Genomic DNA, 18,903 nt, shown 5'->3' on the forward strand with positions numbered 1-18,903 from the left:
TTATTCCCTGCTATCTTATCTAACTATGTCATTGCGAGCGTAGCGTGGCAATCCCGTCTGCAAGGTTCGCCACTTTTCTTGTGAGATTGCTTCGTTCCTCGCAATGACGCAAAAAGGTGAAGATAGTAATAACCGATTTTCTAAAACTGCTTACGATCACCAAATATATTTTCCTTTTTAATAAATAATATTTGCAACTTTAATTATGCAACCTTACCAAAATATCCGCTTAAACTTCAGGTGTCCAAAAGCTTTTGACGAACTAAAGCCCTGCAATGGAGGCTGGTATTGTGATGGCTGCCATAAAATGGTACATGATTTCAGAGGAATGGACGAGCAACAGATCCGCAATGCTTTTTTAAAAAGCAGTAAAGGTCTTTGCGGTATGTATGATGCCGACAGGATGACCTCAGCGCCCAAACAACCGAAAATGAAAAAATGGTTCTCAGCGACTATGGTTGCTTTAGGTTTCGCGGGTTTACATCAGGCTGCAATGGCGCAAGCTACATCGATACCGGCTGATAAATCAAAAGTAGAAATAAGCAACGACACAACAAGCAGCGACAAGGTATTCGGCACGGTATCAGACATCGACCCTCAATTTATAGGAGGAAACGAAAAGTTTCAAAAGTTTATAACCGACAACCTACAAAGTCATCCCGATTTTATAGGTAAAAGAGTACTTGTAACTTTTGTTATCGAAAAAGACGGCAGCCTTTCTGATATAAAATAACGAGAGGAGTAAACGCCGTTATAGACAATGAAACTTTAGCGGCCTTTAAAAAATCACCTAAATGGCAACCTGGTTTGCAAAATGGCAAATTAAAAAGAACGCAATATACCATGCCTATAACCATAAAAAGCTAATTTACGCCGGTACTTCAACAAAAGTAACCCGATTGCCAAAAGGATCATAAACCGTCATTTCAATCGACGCTGTATTCCATTCGGGCACTTCTAAACCAGGGCGGTTGTATTTGTATTGCGCGGCATTTAAATCGGCATGATAACTCCTTAACCCCCTAAATCCGTCGATACGGGCGTGGCTGCCCGGACTGGCATCGCCATGATGTTCGGACAGGTGAAGGACAATATCACGCAGCGATATCTGCATATAAACCGGTACACCGTCGGGTTTATTTTCCCAGTCAATTTTAAAGCCAAGCCAGTTGATATAAAACTCCATGGCTTTATCGTAATCAAAAATGCGGAGGAGGGGTATGGTGGTGCACATGAAAGAACGATGTATTTATTTATAGAGATTCTTTGCTAAATCTGTTAATTCATAAGAATAGGGATTTGTATATTTATTCCTTTTAATTAAGCCTTTCTTTAAATCCAACATTTTATTCTTTTGTCCGATTGATTGGGAAGACAAATCCAGTTCTTCTGCAATCTCCCTTGCTATTAACGGTCTATTTTGACTGGCCAACTCCATTATAATACTAATATCGGCAGAGGGTAATAAATCCTTTGCCTCAATTAACCTTAGTTCAATTTGAATCTCGTCTGCCAACGCCTCTGTTATTACTTGGCTGCCACATTTATTGCATTGATAGTTTGTAAATTCAAGCAATGGAATTTGATCCTGAGTAAAAGTCTGATTACAATCTAAATTTATACAATGAATGTTTTTGGCAGATGCCAAAAAGTCTTTTATTGCCGGACTAAAGTTAAAAGGTCTTTGATTGAAGTATTTTCTATACTTAGAACCTTTGGGCTTTCCCCAAAATAAGTTGTTTTTTACAGCCAAACCGTAGTTTATACAGTAAATTGAAACGAGTTGTCCATCCTTGTCACTCATTTCGGTGTATTTGCTTATAAAATAATTCAATTCTAATGTTGTAATAAACTTCTCAAACTCAGGAACAAAATGAAAGTGACTTGAATATGGCAAAGAGATTATATATGACTCTCCCGAATATTCTGCATTGGATATGCGGCGTTTAATTTCCGTTAGTTTTTCGACAAACTTATTTAACAAATCACGTAATTGAAGAATATTTATTTTTTCATTTATAGCTAATAAAGAGAAAGTGGTTTTATGAAAAAATGGTTCAATTTTATCTTCATAATATCTTTGAGCAGCGGATTCTATATCAGATTTTAAGATTTTTTTGTCATATATTATTTTACTCTGATAACAATAAGATAGAATATAACCTATTATACGCGGGACATTCATCGAGGTCTGAAAGATAGTTTCGTAATATTCTTCTATGCTAATTTTTGATGTATCAAAAAAATCGCTGGTTTCTTTTCCAGTAAAATGCCGAATCCTCTTTTCAAGTAGTCGTTTTGTAAAATCTATGGCCCCTTCCTCCATTTTATTTCTGTCAAATTCGGAATAAAGATTATAAAAGTCCAAATTTATAACATCAATCTTTCCTGGATCAATTTTTCCATAATGGATTCTATTAGGGTAAGCCGCTATCTTAAACTTAATAAATTCTTCAGACCAATTATTTAATGGTGCCAACAGGACATCGACGAATGTTTCTATAGCTTTATCTTCAATTTCAGAAAAATCATCCAATAGTACTACTACATGCTTAACTTTTAATTCGCTTAAAATTTCTTTCACATCTTGGATAAAAGATTTTATTTGAAAAACTTGCATAAAAACTGAAGAAAAACTCGATTCTTGCTCCAGCAAACTTCGTTTCGCATCTTTGTTAGCTTCACTATCAGTAAAGCCTAATGTACTATTTACTCCCTTTTCTGAAACGCCGACTTTAAAATCTCCACCTGTTTGCTTTTGACTTTCTTGAGTATTTTCAGTAAGATTCTTCCTTTTGAGTGCGATACTCTTAATAATAGGTATTTCAATTTCCTTCAACAATTCATTATCTTCAATTTTATTTTTTAATGCCTCGAGCTGTGCTTTTACTTTTTGGGCCTTTGTTTCTCCTAATACTCCCAATACTTTTTGGAAAAAAGAGTTACTTCTAATATTAATTTCCACAATCAATCTTGATAATACACTTTGTAAAAAACTTCTTTCAATTAAATATTTTTGCAAGCTTTTATAATCAAGATATTCAGAAAGGTAGTCCAAATTAATATATTCTGTCTGTGCTGACTCATATACAGTTTTTACATCTATGTAACATGGCAAGTAATTATCGTTTTTTCTAAGCTCTTGTTCAATTCGTAAAAAAATAGTGGATTTTCCAGTACCTTTTCTTCCCACTAAATATGTTGTATTATCTTTAAGACTTTTCTTTAAGATGTGATCGTTAGGTAAAAGATCAGTATATAGCACCTCAAGTAAATTCTTACCTTTCTCATCGACCAGATCGGCTCTTCTATATTTTTTCAAAGACTCTACCGCGTTGAAAAAGTTTTCTTTGTCTTCAGGTGTGTACATATAAAAAATTTAAGGATAAAATAATTAAATAATAATGGAAAGATTAAATACGATATTATTAGAGTATCAAAGTAAAACAAATAAATAATATTAAACAATAAAAAGCAAATAAGCCCATCTCCCCATCAAGATTTTGACACTCCCCTCACCCATCATCCCCGGCAAAATTCCTATCTTTACGGCAACATAAATAACCCATGTATGCTTAAAGGATTTTTTAATGTTCCTGCACCGCAAAACGAGCCGGTTTTAAATTACGGCCCGCGCAGTTTGGAACGTGTAGCGCTTAAAGCCGCTTTAGATGAGGCTCGCGCCCGGCAAATTGATATACCCATGTACATTGACGGCAAGGAAGTACGCACCGGCAATAAGCTGGAAATTCGTCCGCCGCATGATCATAAACATTTACTGGCTACTTTTAGTGAAGGCGATGCCAGTCATGTTACAGCTGCTATTAACGCAGCCCTTGCAGCAAAAGCCGATTGGGAAAACCTGCCATGGGAACAACGCGCTGCCATATTTTTAAAAGCTGCCGATCTGATAGCCGGTCCGTACCGCGCTACCATTAACGCTGCCACTATGCTTGGTCAATCGAAAAACGCATACCAGGCCGAAATTGATGCTGCCTGCGAGCTGATCGATTTTCTGCGTTTTAACGTGGAATACATGACCGAGATCTACAAGCAACAGCCCCCTGTATCCGGAAAAGGTGTTTGGAACCGCCTGGAGCAGCGCCCGCTTGAGGGTTTTGTGTTTGCATTAACCCCTTTTAACTTTACTGCCATTGCCGGTAATTTACCAGCTTCGGCCGCTATGATGGGTAACGTTGTGGTTTGGAAACCTGCATATACGCAGATCTTCGCCGCCAACGTTATCATGAAGATATTTAAAGAAGCCGGCGTACCCGATGGTGTTATCAACCTTATTTATGTTGATGGCCCTGTTGCAGGTGAGGTGATTTTTAACCATCCCGATTTTGCAGGTATCCACTTTACAGGATCAACCAAAGTATTTCAGAACATCTGGCAAACAATAGGTACCAATATTCACAAATACAAAACTTACCCACGCATCGTTGGCGAAACGGGCGGTAAGGATTTTGTGCTGGCCCACCCAAGTGCCGATGCAGATGTGGTAAGTACTGCCCTTGTTCGCGGCGCTTTTGAATACCAGGGACAAAAATGTTCTGCGGCTTCAAGAGCATATATCCCGGCGTCGTTATGGCCTGCGGTAAAAGCCAATATGCAGCGCGATATTACCTCATTTAAAATTGGTCCGGTTGAGGATTTCGAGAATTTCGTTAATGCTGTTATTACCGAAGTATCTTTTGACAAACTGGCTAAATATATTGACGCCGCAAAAACCGACAAGGGTGTTGAAATTGTTGCCGGTGGCAGCTACGACAAAACTAAAGGCTGGTTTGTGGAGCCTACTGTACTTAAAGTAGAAGACCCATACTATGTAACCATGTGCGAAGAGCTTTTCGGCCCCGTATTAACCATTTATGTATACGAGGACGATAAGTTTGACGAAGTGCTGGACATTGTAGATAAAACATCGATCTACGCACTTACGGGCTCTATAATATCTCAGGACAGGTATGCTATTGCAAAAGCTACCCAGCATTTACGCAATGCTGCCGGTAACTTTTACATAAACGACAAGCCAACAGGTGCAGTAGTTGGTCAGCAGCCATTCGGCGGTGCCAGAGGATCGGGCACTAACGATAAAGCCGGATCTATGATAAACCTGCTGCGTTGGGTATCTCCGCGCACCATAAAAGAAACCTTCGATCCGCCAAAGGATTACAGGTATCCGTTTTTGGCTAAGGAATTGTAGGATAGAATCAAGAAGTAAGAGTCAAGAGTTAAGACTATAATTTAAAAGCCGGAAGATTTACATCTTCCGGCTTTTTCGTTTTACTTTTTCAACTAAATTCGGTTATGCTGACAGATAGCGAAATATTTATTATTTAGCTATGCAAAGTCTATAATTAGATCCTTCGTTCCTACCCATGACCTATTATTAGGTAGAGGGCCTGTCATGCTGAGTTTGTCGAAGGGTCGCGCGTAGAGGCCCTTGCCCGCTATGCTTCGACAGGCTCAGCATGACAGGCCCTTTTCTTATAATTTCCCATGTCATTCCAACCTTCAGAGGCCACGGATTTTAAAACTCAGATGACAAATTAGTTTTGTCTTAATTCCTGACTCTTACTTCTTGATTCTCTTCTATCCTTATTTAAACTTAAATACGTTATCCATATTCTCGTTGTTTTGGGTACTTACGTTCATATCGGTAATTATGCCGGTGCTTAGGCTGTAAACCCAGCCATGTACGCTAAGTTCCTGCCCGTTTTTCCAGGCGTTTTGTACTATCGATGTTTTACATAGGTTGTAAACATTTTCCATCACGTTAAGTTCTACCAGGCGGTTGGTACGTTTCTGATCGTCCTTTATGCCATCAAGCTCCTCAGCGTGTAAGCGATAAACATCTTTTATGTGGCGAAGCCAGTTATCTATCAATCCGAATTGGGTATTACTCATTGCGGCTATAACGCCGCCGCAACCATAATGGCCGGTAACTATTACGTGTTTTACTTTAAGTACATTTACCGCATAATCCAGTACCGACAGCATGTTCATATCGGAGTGGATAACCATATTGGCAATGTTACGGTGCACAAAGATCTCTCCCGGCGATGTGTTGGTAATCTGATTGGCAGGCACACGGCTATCGGCGCAGCCTATCCAAAGAATGGGCGGTTTTTGACCGTTGGCCAGTTTTTCAAAATATTGCGGATCTTCTGCTAACGTATCTTCAATAAATTGTTTGTTACCTTCCAGCAAACTCTCGTAAGTAATATGGCTGGTGTCATGAATAGGTTTTACTTTAGCGCACATAATTTCTCTGGGTAAAATGTTAAATGTCTTAAACTAATTTGCCTTTATCTGCCCAAAATACCCGGGATATTTTATGCAGTGCAACAGGCGAAAGATCGTAATATAAAATGGTAAGCAAAATTAATGGAATGAAATAAAAAATAGCAAAATCATACAGGTCAAATAGTAATCCGCCCAAAACTGCGCCGATAAAGTAAAAAGAAAGTACAGTAAGGCGCACCAGTATCTTATTGCGGATAATCTCCGTTTTCTGCACCTTGGGATGCATCCACTCAGACACATCGCCCCCCAGATCTGTAAACAAACCTGTTAAATGGGTTGACTTAATTAAGCCGCCAGATATGGTAGATACCAGGCTGTTCTGCAAACCCATAGAAAATATGAGCACTCCTATCACTATCTCGCGCTCCAGATCTGTTTCCTTATAAAAATTATGCCCGTAGATGGCTACAAAAAGCAATAGCACAATCTCAATAATTATTGGGATGGAATGTGCCCGGTAGCGGCTTTTGTGCTCCAGCGAACGGATGATAAAATTTGATACAAAAGCACCCGTAAAAAATAGCAGCAGCCATATCACAAATACAATTATCTCCCTGAAATTTTGCTCAACAATATGCTTGGCCAGGTTGGCCACATGCCCGGTAATATTTGATGTAAAAGCCAAAAAAGCAACCATGCCGGCTATGTTGGTTACACCAGATACAAAGGCGGTTGACGATGCCAGCAATAAATTCCCTTTAAGAGTGCGTTCTTCTTTTGATTGCCTTAGCATATTTACAGCTGCTGGTTTGCAACACATAAAAATAGAATAAAAATTATAGGATAGTGCATGATAATGTAAACCACCTGTTATTTGTTATGCTGCTTCTAACCCCAAATTTACTAATGCACTATTACATATAGGATAAACATAATGGCAAGTAGATCCTTCGCTGCGCTCAGGATGACAAGTTTTGTTCTCAAATAAAAAACCCCGGCCACATTCATGAACCGGGGTCAACTCAAACTTAAACCTCCCTAAGCATAATAGAGTAGCTTTTCAAAAATACAGCTTAGTGCTGCGCAACAGCCTCAATGCCGTCAAGCTCATACACGTAACCTAAGTTATGCGGACTGCTGCTGCTTACTTTTATATCTTTTACCAAGCCGGTACCTAAGTCTATCACCCAGCCGTGTACTTCCAGGTCGTGGCGTTCCATCCAGGCATTTTGTATGATAGATGTTTTGCAAAGGTTGTACACCTGCTCGCTTACGTTAAGTTCAACCAGGCGGTTTTGGCGCTGGGTTTCGTCGGTAATGCGGTCAAGTTCGTGGCTGTGCAAGCGGTAAACATCTTTAATGTGACGCAGCCAGTTGTCAATAAGACCAAATTGCTTGTTGCTCATGGCAGCTGCAACGCCGCCGCAACCGTAATGACCGGCCACTATAACATGCTTTACTTTTAGTACATTAACCGCATAGTCAAGCACGCTAAGCATATTCATATCTGAGTGTACGCATACATTGGCAATGTTGCGGTGTACAAACACCTCGCCTGCCTTGGTACCCGTAACCTCGTTTGCCGGTACCCGACTATCTGAACAGCCAATCCACAATACCTGCGGACTTTGCCCTTTTGACAGTTTCTTAAAAAAGTCGGGGTCATCTTTCAGGCGATTATTCACCCAATCATTATTCCCTTTTATAAGTGCATTGTAGCTTTCAGATTGCGCCAATTTTAAGTTGTTGGTATCAATTACCGGCTTATCGTTCTTTTTATTATCTATTAGTGCCATGATTTTTCTTTTAGTTAGGGTTATACATTAATTCTTTTAAAGGAGGTACATCGTACTTATCCTTTACATTTAGTAGTTGCACAATTATGCCTTTAGTATAGGCATTATGCTTATAGTTATGAATGATCTCCAACACATCCGGATCAATGTAACGCGAGTTTGAACCATCAATCACCACATCAGATTCTTTGGGCAAACTGGTTAAGGTTATTTGTATGGCGGCCTTGTTTAAGAATGAAACTTCTTCGGCCAGTTTTATATTGATCACCTTTTTATCACCGTTCTTTATAATCTGATAAAAATATGGGTTGCGCAAATTGGTACGCAGAATATAAAACACTCCTACCATCATACCAATACCAACACCTATCAGCAAGTCTGTTAAAACTACCGCTACTATAGTTACCACAAATGGTATAAACTGGCTTAGGCCCTGGTGCCACATATGTTTAAATAAACTGATGCGGGTAAGTTTGTAACCCGTCATTAATAATATGGCAGCCAAACATGATAGCGGAATAAGGTTGATAATTACTGGAATACACAGCAACGATATCAACAGCAGCAACCCATGTACAACAGCACTCATTTTTGTACGGGCACCGGCGTTAACGTTGGCCGATGAACGTACAATAACAGCCGTCATAGGCAAGCCGCCTAATAAACCACTAACGATGTTGCCGATGCCCTGAGCCGCCAATTCGCGGTTAGTGGGCGATATCCGTTTGATCGGGTCTATCTTGTCAACAGCTTCTAAACTTAACAATGTTTCCAGGCTGGCTACTATGGCAATGGTGATAGCCGTTATCCAAACCTGCTTGTTGCTTATTTGGCTAAAGTCCGCCGTTTTAAACAGTCCGAAAAACTCCTCGCTGCTTTTAACTATGGGTATCCTTACAAACTGCTTATCAAGTAATGCAAAATCGGTACCGGCAAATAATGCGCTTAAACCTATACCTGTTAGTACAACCAATAAAGGCGCAGGAATCAGGGCCAGCTTTTTTATTTTTGGCCAGTAGATCATCAGCGATAAAGAAACAAGGGCGATAATTACTGCGCCATAATTGATCTTGGCGAGCGCACCCAATATCCCCGAAAAAGTATTGTGCTTATCTGTTTGGCTAAAACCTTCATCTCCCTCAAAATCGGCATCGTAACCAACCGCGTGCGGAAATTGCTTCATGATAAGAATGATACCGATAGCGGCCAGCATCCCCTCAATTACCGATGATGGGAAGTAATTGGCAATGGTACCCGCTTTAAGCATACCCAATAACATCTGAAAAATACCGGCCAGTACAAGTGCCAGTAAAAATGTTTCATAATTACCAAGACTTGTTATACCATTTAACACAATTACGGTTAAACCCGCTGCCGGCCCCGCCACGCTTAGTTGCGAGCCACTTAACGAACCAACAACTATACCGCCGATAATACCCGTTAATACACCCGCAAACAACGGCGCGCCCGATGCCAGGGCTATACCCAGGCATAATGGTAAGGCTACCAGGAATACTACAAGGCTTGCCGGAAGATCTTTTTTTAAGTTTTTGGGTAAAAAATATTTTTTTAGGTTAAGGTCGCCAACGGCAAACCCACCTTGCTTAATTTGCATAAGAATGAAATTTGATTGAAAAATTTAAATGAATTGTAAAGCGTTACACTCCGGATATGGAAATATCCGGTTAATCATTTAAACGTTGGGAGGTGGAGTAGGAACCACAGGGTGGTAAAGCTGTATGAGTAAGCTATGTTCCCGGTTGTGTAATACGTTAGTTTCTGCAACAAATGTGATGAAGGCAACACTGTGCAGATCATATTCATCGAAGGCCTTTTTCTCCTTAAAAGATTCTTTTTCGGTGTTGTCTTTTTCGCCCTTGGTTTCTTGTTCCAATTGCAAAATCACAGCACTTACTGTTTTATTATCAAGGGTTAAAAAAATAGGTGCAACAGATATGGCCATCTTTATTCCAAAGACGGTCATAAACATTCCAACTACCAGTATTTTAAAATCCCTGATCCTCATTACAACAAATATAGCAAAAATTGAACCCAAAACATGCGGGAATACAGTTTTAAGCTATTCTTACAATTTAATTACTATTTTTATCTGATTACAAACAACCTGAATTGTGGATAAAAAGCTCGGATTATTAAGGCAGAAACGCGAAAAAGCGTTTGAAGGTGGCGGAACGGTACGTATTGACAGTCAGCATAAAAAAGGGAAATTAACAGCGCGTGAGCGGCTTCATTTTTTGATGGATGAGTGCTCTTTCCAGGAAATAGGAATGCTGGTTGCCCACCGGTCTACGGATTTCGGAATGGAGAAAGAAAAATATCCCGGCGATGGCGTTGTTACCGGATATGGCACAATAAATGGCAGGTTAGTGTATGTTTTTTCGCAAGATTTCACCGTTTTTGGCGGTTCGCTTTCAGAAACCCATGCCGAAAAGATCTGCAAGGTAATGGATCTTGCTATAAGGAATGGGGCACCTATGATTGGCCTGAACGACTCTGGCGGCGCGCGCATCCAAGAGGGCGTAGTATCATTAGGCGGATATGCCGATATTTTTTATCGTAATACCATGGCATCGGGCGTAATACCGCAAATCTCGGCTATTATGGGCCCCTGCGCGGGCGGTGCGGTTTACTCCCCTGCCATTACCGATTTTATTTTGATGGTTGAAAACACATCCTACATGTTTGTAACCGGTCCCAACGTAGTGAAAACGGTAACACATGAGGTGGTAACATCCGAAGAATTGGGTGGGGCTAATACGCATGCCACCAAATCGGGCGTTACACATTTTGCCTGCGCCAACGAGATAGCAGCCATCCAGAATATAAAAGCGCTTTTAAGCTATATGCCCCAAAACTGCGAGGATAAAGCCCCTGCATTACCTTATGAAGTACAAAACGAACTTCGCCCGGAACTGAATACATTATTGCCCGAGATAGCTTCCACTCCTTATGATATCCGCGAGATCATAGATCATGTGATTGATAGCGGATCGTTTTTGGAGGTTCATAAAGATTTTGCCGAGAACATTGTTGTAGGCTTTGCCAGGCTTGCCGGGCGCAGTATTGGTATCATAGCCAATCAGCCTGCATTTTTGGCCGGTGTACTGGATATTAACTCCTCCACCAAAGCGGCAAGGTTTGTACGTTTTTGCGATAGTTTTAATATTCCATTGCTGGTATTTGAGGATGTTCCCGGCTTTTTGCCCGGTACCGATCAGGAATGGAACGCCATTATTACCAACGGTGCAAAACTGCTATATGCCTTTTGCGAGGCCACCGTACCACGCATCACCGTGATTACCCGTAAAGCCTACGGCGGTGCCTACGATGTAATGAACTCCAAACATATTGGTGCCGATATGAACTTTGCATGGCCATCGGCAGAGATTGCGGTGATGGGTGCAAAAGGTGCTGCCGAGATCATTTTTAAGCGTGAGATAAGCACGGCCGACGACAAGGAAGCCAAATGGCGTGAAATGGAGCAACTATATTCAGATACATTTGCCAACCCCTACCGTGCCGCCGAACGCGGCTTTATAGACGAGGTTATAGAACCCGCCGAAACCCGTATAAAACTAATCCAGGCCTTTAAAATGCTGGAAAATAAAGTAGTAAACAACCCGAGGAAAAAACATGGCAATATCCCTTTGTAAGGTGAAAGGGTAAAGGCGAAAGGAAGAAAGGTTTTTAATGTCGAATAATGAAGTGTAGGTATACTTTGGCGTTCGACATTTATCATTCAGTGTTCGATATTAATTCTTTTCATCAACAAGAAAACCTTTTACCTTTATCCTTTTACCTTTCACCTATGACTTACATAGAGCAGATTCGTCCCGAACATACCTGGCACTTGCGGCAACAGGTGCTATATCCACAATCGAAACTTTCTGAAATGAAAATGGACGAAGATGATAACGGCCTTCACTTTGCCGCCTTTAAAGACAACTTAATCGTGGGCGTAGTATCATTGTTTCCGCGTGGCGATGACTACCAGTTTAGGAAATTTGCTGTAGATGAACGCGTGCAGGGCATGGGCATCGGTAGGGAACTGCTTAATTACATTACGAATTTTACCGCTTTAAACGGCGGCAAACGATTGTGGTGTAATGCAAGGGTATCAGCCATCGGCTTTTATCTTAAAGCAGACTTTACGCACACCGGTCGGCTATTTTCAAAACATGGTTTTGATTATGAAATATTGGAGAAGACGATTTCAGATGTGCAGATGAACTCCAATAAATGATTTCAAATGTGCAAATTTCAGATGTGCAGATAAATAAATAATCTGCACATCTGAAATTTGTAATCTGCACATCCATAATCTGCACATCTCAAACCTACTCCTTTATCAAATCGGCAATAAGCTTTATGGCGTAGTCGTTCTGTTGTTTTTGGTTAGATAGTTTGGCCAGGGTTTCAGCTTCGTCCAAATCGCCTTGCGCTTCGTAAACTACGGCCAGGTTATAGGCAGCTTTGCTGGCGGTCGATGGATTTTTACCATCAATCAGCGGATTCAGTATTTTAAAAGCCAAATCAAATTTCCCGGCAAGTATCTGGTTTGCGGCATTTTTAAGATCGTCGTCATCAGTATAAAGCGGTCTTGTGTTGGTTACCGTATAGGGCAGATAGTCTTTCAACGCATCTAACGTAGCATTACACGCTGAATTATTGATAGAAAAGCCATTAGCGCCGATAGTAGGGTGCACAAATAACGAAGCCATTAAACCTGGATATTCCCCATCAGACTGTGGATCATTTGCCGCGCCATCGAGTTTTTTAAAGTAAATTCCATTGCTTTCGTATAGCGTAAAGCCAACTTTCACAATAGTATTGTAATAGGCGGTTTGTCCACCATCGTAACTCGCCACATTTTCAAGCGCAATACCTGCATTGAATTTATCAAGTGCTAGTATGTATTTGGCCTTATATTTTTCGGCAAGCGCCTTAATTGAATCTGTATTGGCAACAAAATTAGTGGAATCCACCAGGTTTGTTACCCTCACTCCCGCTAAAAAGCCTATTTGGGTAGCAGCGCATTTAACCGCGCTGTATGCACCGGCTTTAAATACGCCCAGCTTCTTCCGGCTTTTGAACTTCGTTGAATCTACATTGTAACGGTTAATTACCAAAACATGGGTAGTATCCGGATGAAAAAATATTTTGGGGCCGTAATTTACCGGCACATTTACATATTGAACAACAGTACATGATGTTAAACATGCCACCAAAAAGAGAAAAATAAGACTATAATGTTTCACGGCAGAAAGCAAATTATTAGTGATGTAAAATTAAAAAGCAGGAATGAATTTAAAATGAAATAATGTAAAACATACAGTTAATCACAATTGCTTAATTAAAGGGGTATATGTTTTACATTTTGTAAAAAAAACGTTAAAAATGTAGTGATAGTATTAAATTAATAACAAAAACGCATATTTGTTTCAAATATGGCAGTGAATTTTAAACTTTTACCATTCAGCTTTGTTATATTTGCTTATTGCTTAATATAAGGTTGCTTAAACAAACATGGCTAAAAAAAAATCAGATTCCACACCCCATATTTCAGTAGTAAACGAAACTTCCCTTTCTTTTTTTGAGAAATATATAAACAACCCCTCGCCTACCGGTTTTGAATGGAAAGGCCAGGAATTATGGCTTGATTATTTGAAGCCTTATATTGACGATTATTACGTTGACAATTATGGTACAGCAGTTGGTATCATCAATCAAAAAGCCGATTATAAAGTTGTTATTGAAGCACATGCGGATGAAATCTCCTGGTTTGTAAACTACATTACCAATGACGGTTTAATATACGTAATTAGAAATGGTGGTTCTGATCACCAGATAGCGCCATCAAAAAGAGTAAACATTCATACCGATAACGGTATAGTTAAGGCAGTATTTGGCTGGCCCGCTATCCACACTCGCACCGGCGGCGAAAAGGAAGAGGCTCCTACCATAAAAAATATTTTCCTTGATTGCGGCTGCACTTCAAAAGATGAGGTTGAAAAACTGGGCATTCATGTTGGTTGCGTTATAACCTATGAAGACGAATTTATGATCCTTAACGACCGCTATTATGTTGGTCGTGCGTTGGATAACCGTGCGGGTGGTTTCATGATTGCCGAGGTAGCACGTTTACTTAAAGAAAATAATATAACATTGCCTTTTGGCCTTTACATTGTGAACGCAGTACAGGAAGAAATTGGCCTGCGCGGCGCCGAAATGATAGCCCACAAAATAAAACCAAACGTAGCGATAGTAACAGATGTTACACATGATACGCAAACCCCGATGATTAACAAGATAACCCAGGGTGATCTGGCTTGTGGTCGTGGTCCGGTGATATCATACGCGCCTGCAGTGCAAAATAACCTGAACAAGGTACTGATTGAAACCGCGCAAAAAGCGGAGATTCCTTTCCAGCGCCAGGCATCTTCACGCTCAACTGGCACAGATACTGATGCATTTGCCTATTCAAATGATGGCGTACCATCGGCATTAATATCATTGCCTTTGCGTTATATGCATACTACCGTAGAAATGATCCACAAAGAGGACGTTGATAACGTGATCCGCCTTATTTATGAAACTTTGCTGAATATTAAAGCCGGTCAGGATTTCAGGTACATTAAATAATTTATCGCTTCTTTAAAACATTTTCAAACACAAACCATTCCTAAATACACAATATTAGTTGAACTAAATACCCCCATACACATCCTTATGAAACCAACATTACTGATCTTGGCCGCAGGTATGGCCAGCCGCTACGGCAGCATGAAACAAGTTGACGGCTTTGGCCCAAACGGCGAAACAATTATTGATTATTCTATTTACGATGCCATAAAGGCAGGCTTTGGTAAAGTGAGCTTTATTATCCGCGAAGAATTTGCCGATAACTTTAAAGCCATTTTTGAGCCCAAGCTTAAAGGCCGCATTGAAACTGATTACGTTTTTCAAAGCTTTGATCTTAAACCTTTTGGTATAGATAAAACCATTGAGCGCGCCAAACCATGGGGAACTGCCCATGCGGTACTTGCAGCACGTAACCAGATAAACGAACCATTTTGCGTTATCAATGCCGATGATTTTTACGGCTATGATTCATTTGAAAAAATGGCCAAATTTTTAACTACCGAAGTTAAAGATGATACTTACTCACTGATCGGTTACCAGATAGACAGAACCTTGTCTGACTATGGTTCGGTATCTCGTGGTGTTTGTAAAGTTAATGACGAGGGTAACATGGTAGAGATCAATGAGCGTACCGAAGTTTACTTTAAAGAAGACGGCAGTGTAGCTTATAAAGATACCACCGGCGAGCATGACTTACCAAGCGATACCCGCGTATCTATGAACTTCTGGGGCTTTACACCGGCAGTATTCAAACAAAGCGAAGAAATGTTCAGGACTTTTGTTGATGCTAACGAGAACAATCCAAAATCGGAATTTTTTATTCCCTTGGTTGCCGATGAACTGATAAAAGCGGGCACGGCATCTTTCAAAGTTATCCCAACCGGCTCAAAATGGTTTGGCGTAACTTATAAAGAAGATAAACCAATCGTACAAAAATCAATATCCGACCTGGTTGCCAATGGCACCTATCCGGCTAATCTTTGGGATTAATTCTATTGTCCCATTATAATATTAAAAATCCCGCTTAGGCGGGATTTTTTGGTTAAGAACTCTTTTGTCCAATGTTTATTATCAAAACGTAACCACTCGCGCGGGTTTAGCGCAGCATAACCCGTGTGAAAGCATGAATTAAGCTTCCAGCTTAATTCATGTGCCGGCTGAAAGCCGACGCAATGCTAAGTCACGGACTGAAAGTCCGCGCCAGTATGCCTTTCTGCTTCCTAAACGATAGCTATATGTTTTAATCTCACTCTTTCCCAAACTAAAAAAACATTGCAGGTGTTCAATAAACATGATGCAAGTAGAAATATTAGGGAGCGTTACCGAGTTTAAACAGCAAAACGGCACACTAACCATAAAAACAGCTGAAGCCGAAGCGCGGGTTTATCTATACAGTCCAACCATTATACGAATTAACATCAGTAAAAAGCATAGTGAAGCTGATACCTCCTTTGCGGTGATTCAGCAGCTGTTAACAGATTTCAAACTCGATGAATCAGCAACAACTATCGAGATCAATACCTCTGCTTTAAAACTCCGCATCAATAAATCTCCGTTAAGATTTAATTTTTATACCGCCGATAGTAAACCCCTGAGTGAAGATGATGAACGTTTTGGTACCAACTGGCAAAATGAGCGTGTGATTACATACCGTAAATTATATGCCGATGAAAAATTTATCGGCCTGGGCGAAAAAACGGGTAATCTCAACCGTCGCGGCACGGTATATACCAACTGGAATACTGATGCGGTGGATTATACCTTGTATAGCGATCCCCTGTATAAAACCTTCCCGTTCTTTATTGGCCTGCACAGTGGCTTAACGTATGGTCTGTTTTTCGATAATACACACAAAAGTTACTTCGATTTCGGGGCGACTACCGACGAGCAAATGAGCTGGTTTGGTGCCGATGGCGGCGATATGAATTATTATTTTTTCGGCGCGCAAGGTGTAGCCAAAATAATTGAAGACTACACTTGGCTCACTGGTCGCATGGAAATGCCGCCGCTGTGGAGCCTTGGCTATCAGCAATGCCGGTGGAGTTACATGAGCGCAAAAGAAGTGCTGGATATTGCCAAAACCTTTCGCAAAAAGAAGATTCCCGCAGATGTGATGTATTGCGACATCGACTATATGGAGGGTTTCAAGATCTTCACCTGGAACAAAAAAACGTTTCCCGACCCTAAATCGATGATGGATGAGTTGAAAAGTATGGGGTTCCGCCTGGTAACCATTGTTGATCCGGGAATAAAAATAGAAGAAGATTATCAGCAATATAATGAGGGTTTAGCTAATGATTATTTCGCCAAATATCCCAACGGAGAAAATTACACGGGTTATGTTTGGCCCGGCCGCTGCCATTTCCCCGATTTTTTCCGACAAGATGTGCGGGAATGGTGGGGAGCGGCTTTTACAGCTTTAACAGACGCCGGTGTGGATGGTTTTTGGAATGACATGAATGAACCTGCCGCCTGGGGACAGAACATGCCCTGGATAGTTAAATTTGGTGATAAGTACATGCCCGAGGTAAGGAACGCTTACGGCATGGAAATGGCCCGCGCCACTTATGATGGCACACGCAAAATCCTGGGCAATAAACGGCCGTTTGTATTAACACGTGCCGCCTATTCGGGTACGCAACGCTACGCTGCCGTATGGACGGGCGATAATACCGGTACAGATGAACATATGTTATTAGGCCAGCGTTTAGTAAACAGTTTAGGCATTACGGGCTTATCATTCACAGGGGTTGATATCGGCGGCTTTAGCGGCGACCCTACGCCGGAGTTGATGGTGCGCTGGAACTCGCTGGGTACATATACTCCTATGTTCCGTAATCATGCGATAAAAGGCAGCAAAATGCGCGAGCCATGGCAATGGGATAAGGCTAACGAGCAAATCATCAAAAAAGATATTGAACAGCGTTATAAACTGTTGCCATATATTTATTCCAGCTTTTATCAATCACATACTACCGGCCTGCCCATTAGCCGCACGTTGGCAATTTATAAGCCTTTTGATGAACTGATTTACGACACCCGTTTCCAAAATCAGTTTATGTTTGGCGATGCCCTGTTGGTTGCCCCTGTTGAAAGCACTAAAACTACAACCGATGTTTATCTGCCAAAAGGTAATTGGTACCGGTTAAGCAGCAATGAAAAATATAAAGGCGGCAAAACTGTGAACGTACCTTCGCCATTGACAGATTTGCCGGTGTTTGCAAAAGCCGGGGCTATAATCCCTATGCAAAGCGTAACTCAAAGTACGGCCGACAGTGGCGATGGCATCCTTCAGATCCATATTTGGAACGGTAAGGAAGCTAATGAATTTGTTTACTATGAAGATGATGGGCTATCATATGATTATGAAAACGGCGCATTTTATAAACGCACCATTAGGTTCAATCCGATTAAAAAGACAGTAAGTTTATCTGCGGTCGAAGGAACTTTTAGTTCAAGATTTCACAAAGTGAAATTTGTGTTACATGGCTTTGACCGCGTTAAATTGAAGAACGTGTTATTAGATCTGAAGGATGGCGAAATGGAAGTGATATTCTGAGAGAAACACTATATTAGTTTAATAAACTGTTATGGCTAATACATTTTCGCAAATCTATCTTCAATTTGTTTTTGCTGTAAAGGACAGACAAAGTCTTATTTCAATGAATAATAAAGAGGAGTTACATAAATATATCACCGCGTTAGTTCAAAGCAGAAAGGCGAAGATGCTCGCTATTAATTGCATGCCAGATCACATACACATATTTGTTGGATTTAAACCCAATATTTTAATTTCCGATTTTGTAAAGGAGATCAAGGTTGAAAGCAATGAATTTATCAATAGTAAAAACTGGGTAAAGGGCAGGTTTAGCTGACAGGAAGGCTATGGAGTATTTTCATATTCTCATTCTCATATTGATGCGGTTGTAAAATATGTACTAAATCAGGAAATACATCACCGAAAAAAATCGTTTAAAGAAGAGTACATAAAGCTATTAACAAAATTCGAAGTTCCGTTTGAAGAACAATATTTGTTTAGTTTTATAGAGTAGGTAAACACCATAATTAAGAGGAGGCACCTACGGAGCCAGGGAAGATTTTATGGTTGGCTATAAACACGATACTCCTCTGGAGTCCTAAACTTACTTGCCCTTAAGTTTCTTTAATAATTACTTACGGAGCCGGGAAGATT

The 18,903-nt window shown here is 40.6% G+C and carries 16 protein-coding genes; 8 read left to right on the plus strand and 8 right to left on the minus strand.

Going from position 1 to position 18,903, the window contains the following annotated elements:
• Window positions 1-205 precede the first annotated feature (205 nt).
• On the plus strand, window positions 206-733 hold the full coding sequence (locus tag BLS59_RS13280; RefSeq protein ID WP_091149766.1) for a hypothetical protein: 528 nt from the start codon (window positions 206-208) through the stop codon (window positions 731-733).
• A gap of 135 nt (window positions 734-868) precedes the next feature.
• On the opposite strand, the gene BLS59_RS13285 is transcribed toward BLS59_RS13280, so the two are convergent.
• Window positions 869-1,234, minus strand: coding sequence for a glyoxalase superfamily protein (locus tag BLS59_RS13285; protein WP_091149767.1), 366 nt, complete (start codon window positions 1,232-1,234; stop codon window positions 869-871).
• Window positions 1,235-1,249: 15 nt separating this feature from the next.
• A complete protein-coding gene (locus BLS59_RS13290; RefSeq protein ID WP_091149768.1) occupies window positions 1,250-3,370 on the minus strand; it encodes a MarR family transcriptional regulator in 2,121 nt (706 codons plus the stop codon).
• Window positions 3,371-3,571: 201 nt separating this feature from the next.
• On the opposite strand from BLS59_RS13290, the gene pruA reads away from it, so the two are divergent.
• On the plus strand, window positions 3,572-5,209 hold the full coding sequence (gene pruA / locus BLS59_RS13295; protein WP_091149769.1) for an L-glutamate gamma-semialdehyde dehydrogenase: 1,638 nt from the start codon (window positions 3,572-3,574) through the stop codon (window positions 5,207-5,209).
• 395 nt (window positions 5,210-5,604) lie between these two features.
• Here pruA and can read toward each other — a convergent pair whose 3' ends face one another.
• The 5 genes from can to BLS59_RS13320 form a co-directional block, all read right to left on the minus strand.
• Window positions 5,605-6,270 carry a carbonate dehydratase gene (gene can / locus BLS59_RS13300; RefSeq protein WP_091149770.1) on the minus strand — a complete coding sequence of 222 codons (666 nt, stop codon included), beginning with the start codon at window positions 6,268-6,270 and terminating at the stop codon, window positions 5,605-5,607.
• 28 nt (window positions 6,271-6,298) lie between these two features.
• Entirely contained in the window at window positions 6,299-7,045 is a 747-nt protein-coding gene (locus tag BLS59_RS13305; protein WP_091149771.1) for a YoaK family protein, read from the minus strand.
• A gap of 280 nt (window positions 7,046-7,325) precedes the next feature.
• Window positions 7,326-8,048 (minus strand): carbonic anhydrase, encoded by a 723-nt coding sequence (locus BLS59_RS13310; protein ID WP_091149772.1) that lies wholly within the window; start codon window positions 8,046-8,048, stop codon window positions 7,326-7,328.
• 10 nt (window positions 8,049-8,058) lie between these two features.
• Window positions 8,059-9,663: a SulP family inorganic anion transporter gene (locus tag BLS59_RS13315; RefSeq protein ID WP_091149773.1), complete on the minus strand. Its 1,605-nt coding sequence runs from the start codon at window positions 9,661-9,663 to the stop codon at window positions 8,059-8,061.
• Between the two features lie 78 nt (window positions 9,664-9,741).
• A complete protein-coding gene (locus BLS59_RS13320) occupies window positions 9,742-10,074 on the minus strand; it encodes a hypothetical protein (RefSeq protein WP_091149774.1) in 333 nt (110 codons plus the stop codon).
• Between the two features lie 106 nt (window positions 10,075-10,180).
• On the opposite strand from BLS59_RS13320, the gene BLS59_RS13325 reads away from it, so the two are divergent.
• Both BLS59_RS13325 and BLS59_RS13330 read left to right on the plus strand, forming a co-directional pair.
• On the plus strand, window positions 10,181-11,722 hold the full coding sequence (locus tag BLS59_RS13325) for an acyl-CoA carboxylase subunit beta (protein ID WP_091149775.1): 1,542 nt from the start codon (window positions 10,181-10,183) through the stop codon (window positions 11,720-11,722).
• A 155-nt stretch (window positions 11,723-11,877) separates the two neighbouring features.
• Window positions 11,878-12,312, plus strand: coding sequence for a GNAT family N-acetyltransferase (locus tag BLS59_RS13330; RefSeq protein WP_091149776.1), 435 nt, complete (start codon window positions 11,878-11,880; stop codon window positions 12,310-12,312).
• 94 nt (window positions 12,313-12,406) lie between these two features.
• On the opposite strand, the gene BLS59_RS13335 is transcribed toward BLS59_RS13330, so the two are convergent.
• Window positions 12,407-13,327 (minus strand): DUF6340 family protein, encoded by a 921-nt coding sequence (locus BLS59_RS13335; RefSeq protein ID WP_143014127.1) that lies wholly within the window; start codon window positions 13,325-13,327, stop codon window positions 12,407-12,409.
• A gap of 268 nt (window positions 13,328-13,595) precedes the next feature.
• Between BLS59_RS13335 and BLS59_RS13340 the strand changes: the two genes are divergently transcribed.
• The 4 genes from BLS59_RS13340 to tnpA all read left to right on the plus strand — a co-directional run bounded on the left by BLS59_RS13340 (window position 13,596) and on the right by tnpA (window position 18,586).
• The gene (locus tag BLS59_RS13340; RefSeq protein WP_091149778.1) at window positions 13,596-14,711 is read left to right on the plus strand and encodes a M42 family metallopeptidase; all 1,116 of its coding nucleotides are present in this window, start codon (window positions 13,596-13,598) and stop codon (window positions 14,709-14,711) included.
• 87 nt (window positions 14,712-14,798) lie between these two features.
• A complete protein-coding gene (locus BLS59_RS13345) occupies window positions 14,799-15,701 on the plus strand; it encodes a nucleotidyltransferase family protein (RefSeq protein ID WP_091149779.1) in 903 nt (300 codons plus the stop codon).
• 301 nt (window positions 15,702-16,002) lie between these two features.
• Entirely contained in the window at window positions 16,003-18,270 is a 2,268-nt protein-coding gene (locus BLS59_RS13350; protein WP_091149780.1) for a glycoside hydrolase family 31 protein, read from the plus strand.
• A 31-nt stretch (window positions 18,271-18,301) separates the two neighbouring features.
• Window positions 18,302-18,586, plus strand: a complete 285-nt coding sequence (tnpA, locus tag BLS59_RS32255; protein ID WP_240315232.1) for an IS200/IS605 family transposase — start codon at window positions 18,302-18,304, stop codon at window positions 18,584-18,586.
• Window positions 18,587-18,903: the final 317 nt, after the last annotated feature.

The sequence above is a fragment of the Mucilaginibacter pineti genome (assembly GCF_900101875.1).
Taxonomy (GTDB): domain Bacteria; phylum Bacteroidota; class Bacteroidia; order Sphingobacteriales; family Sphingobacteriaceae; genus Mucilaginibacter; species Mucilaginibacter pineti.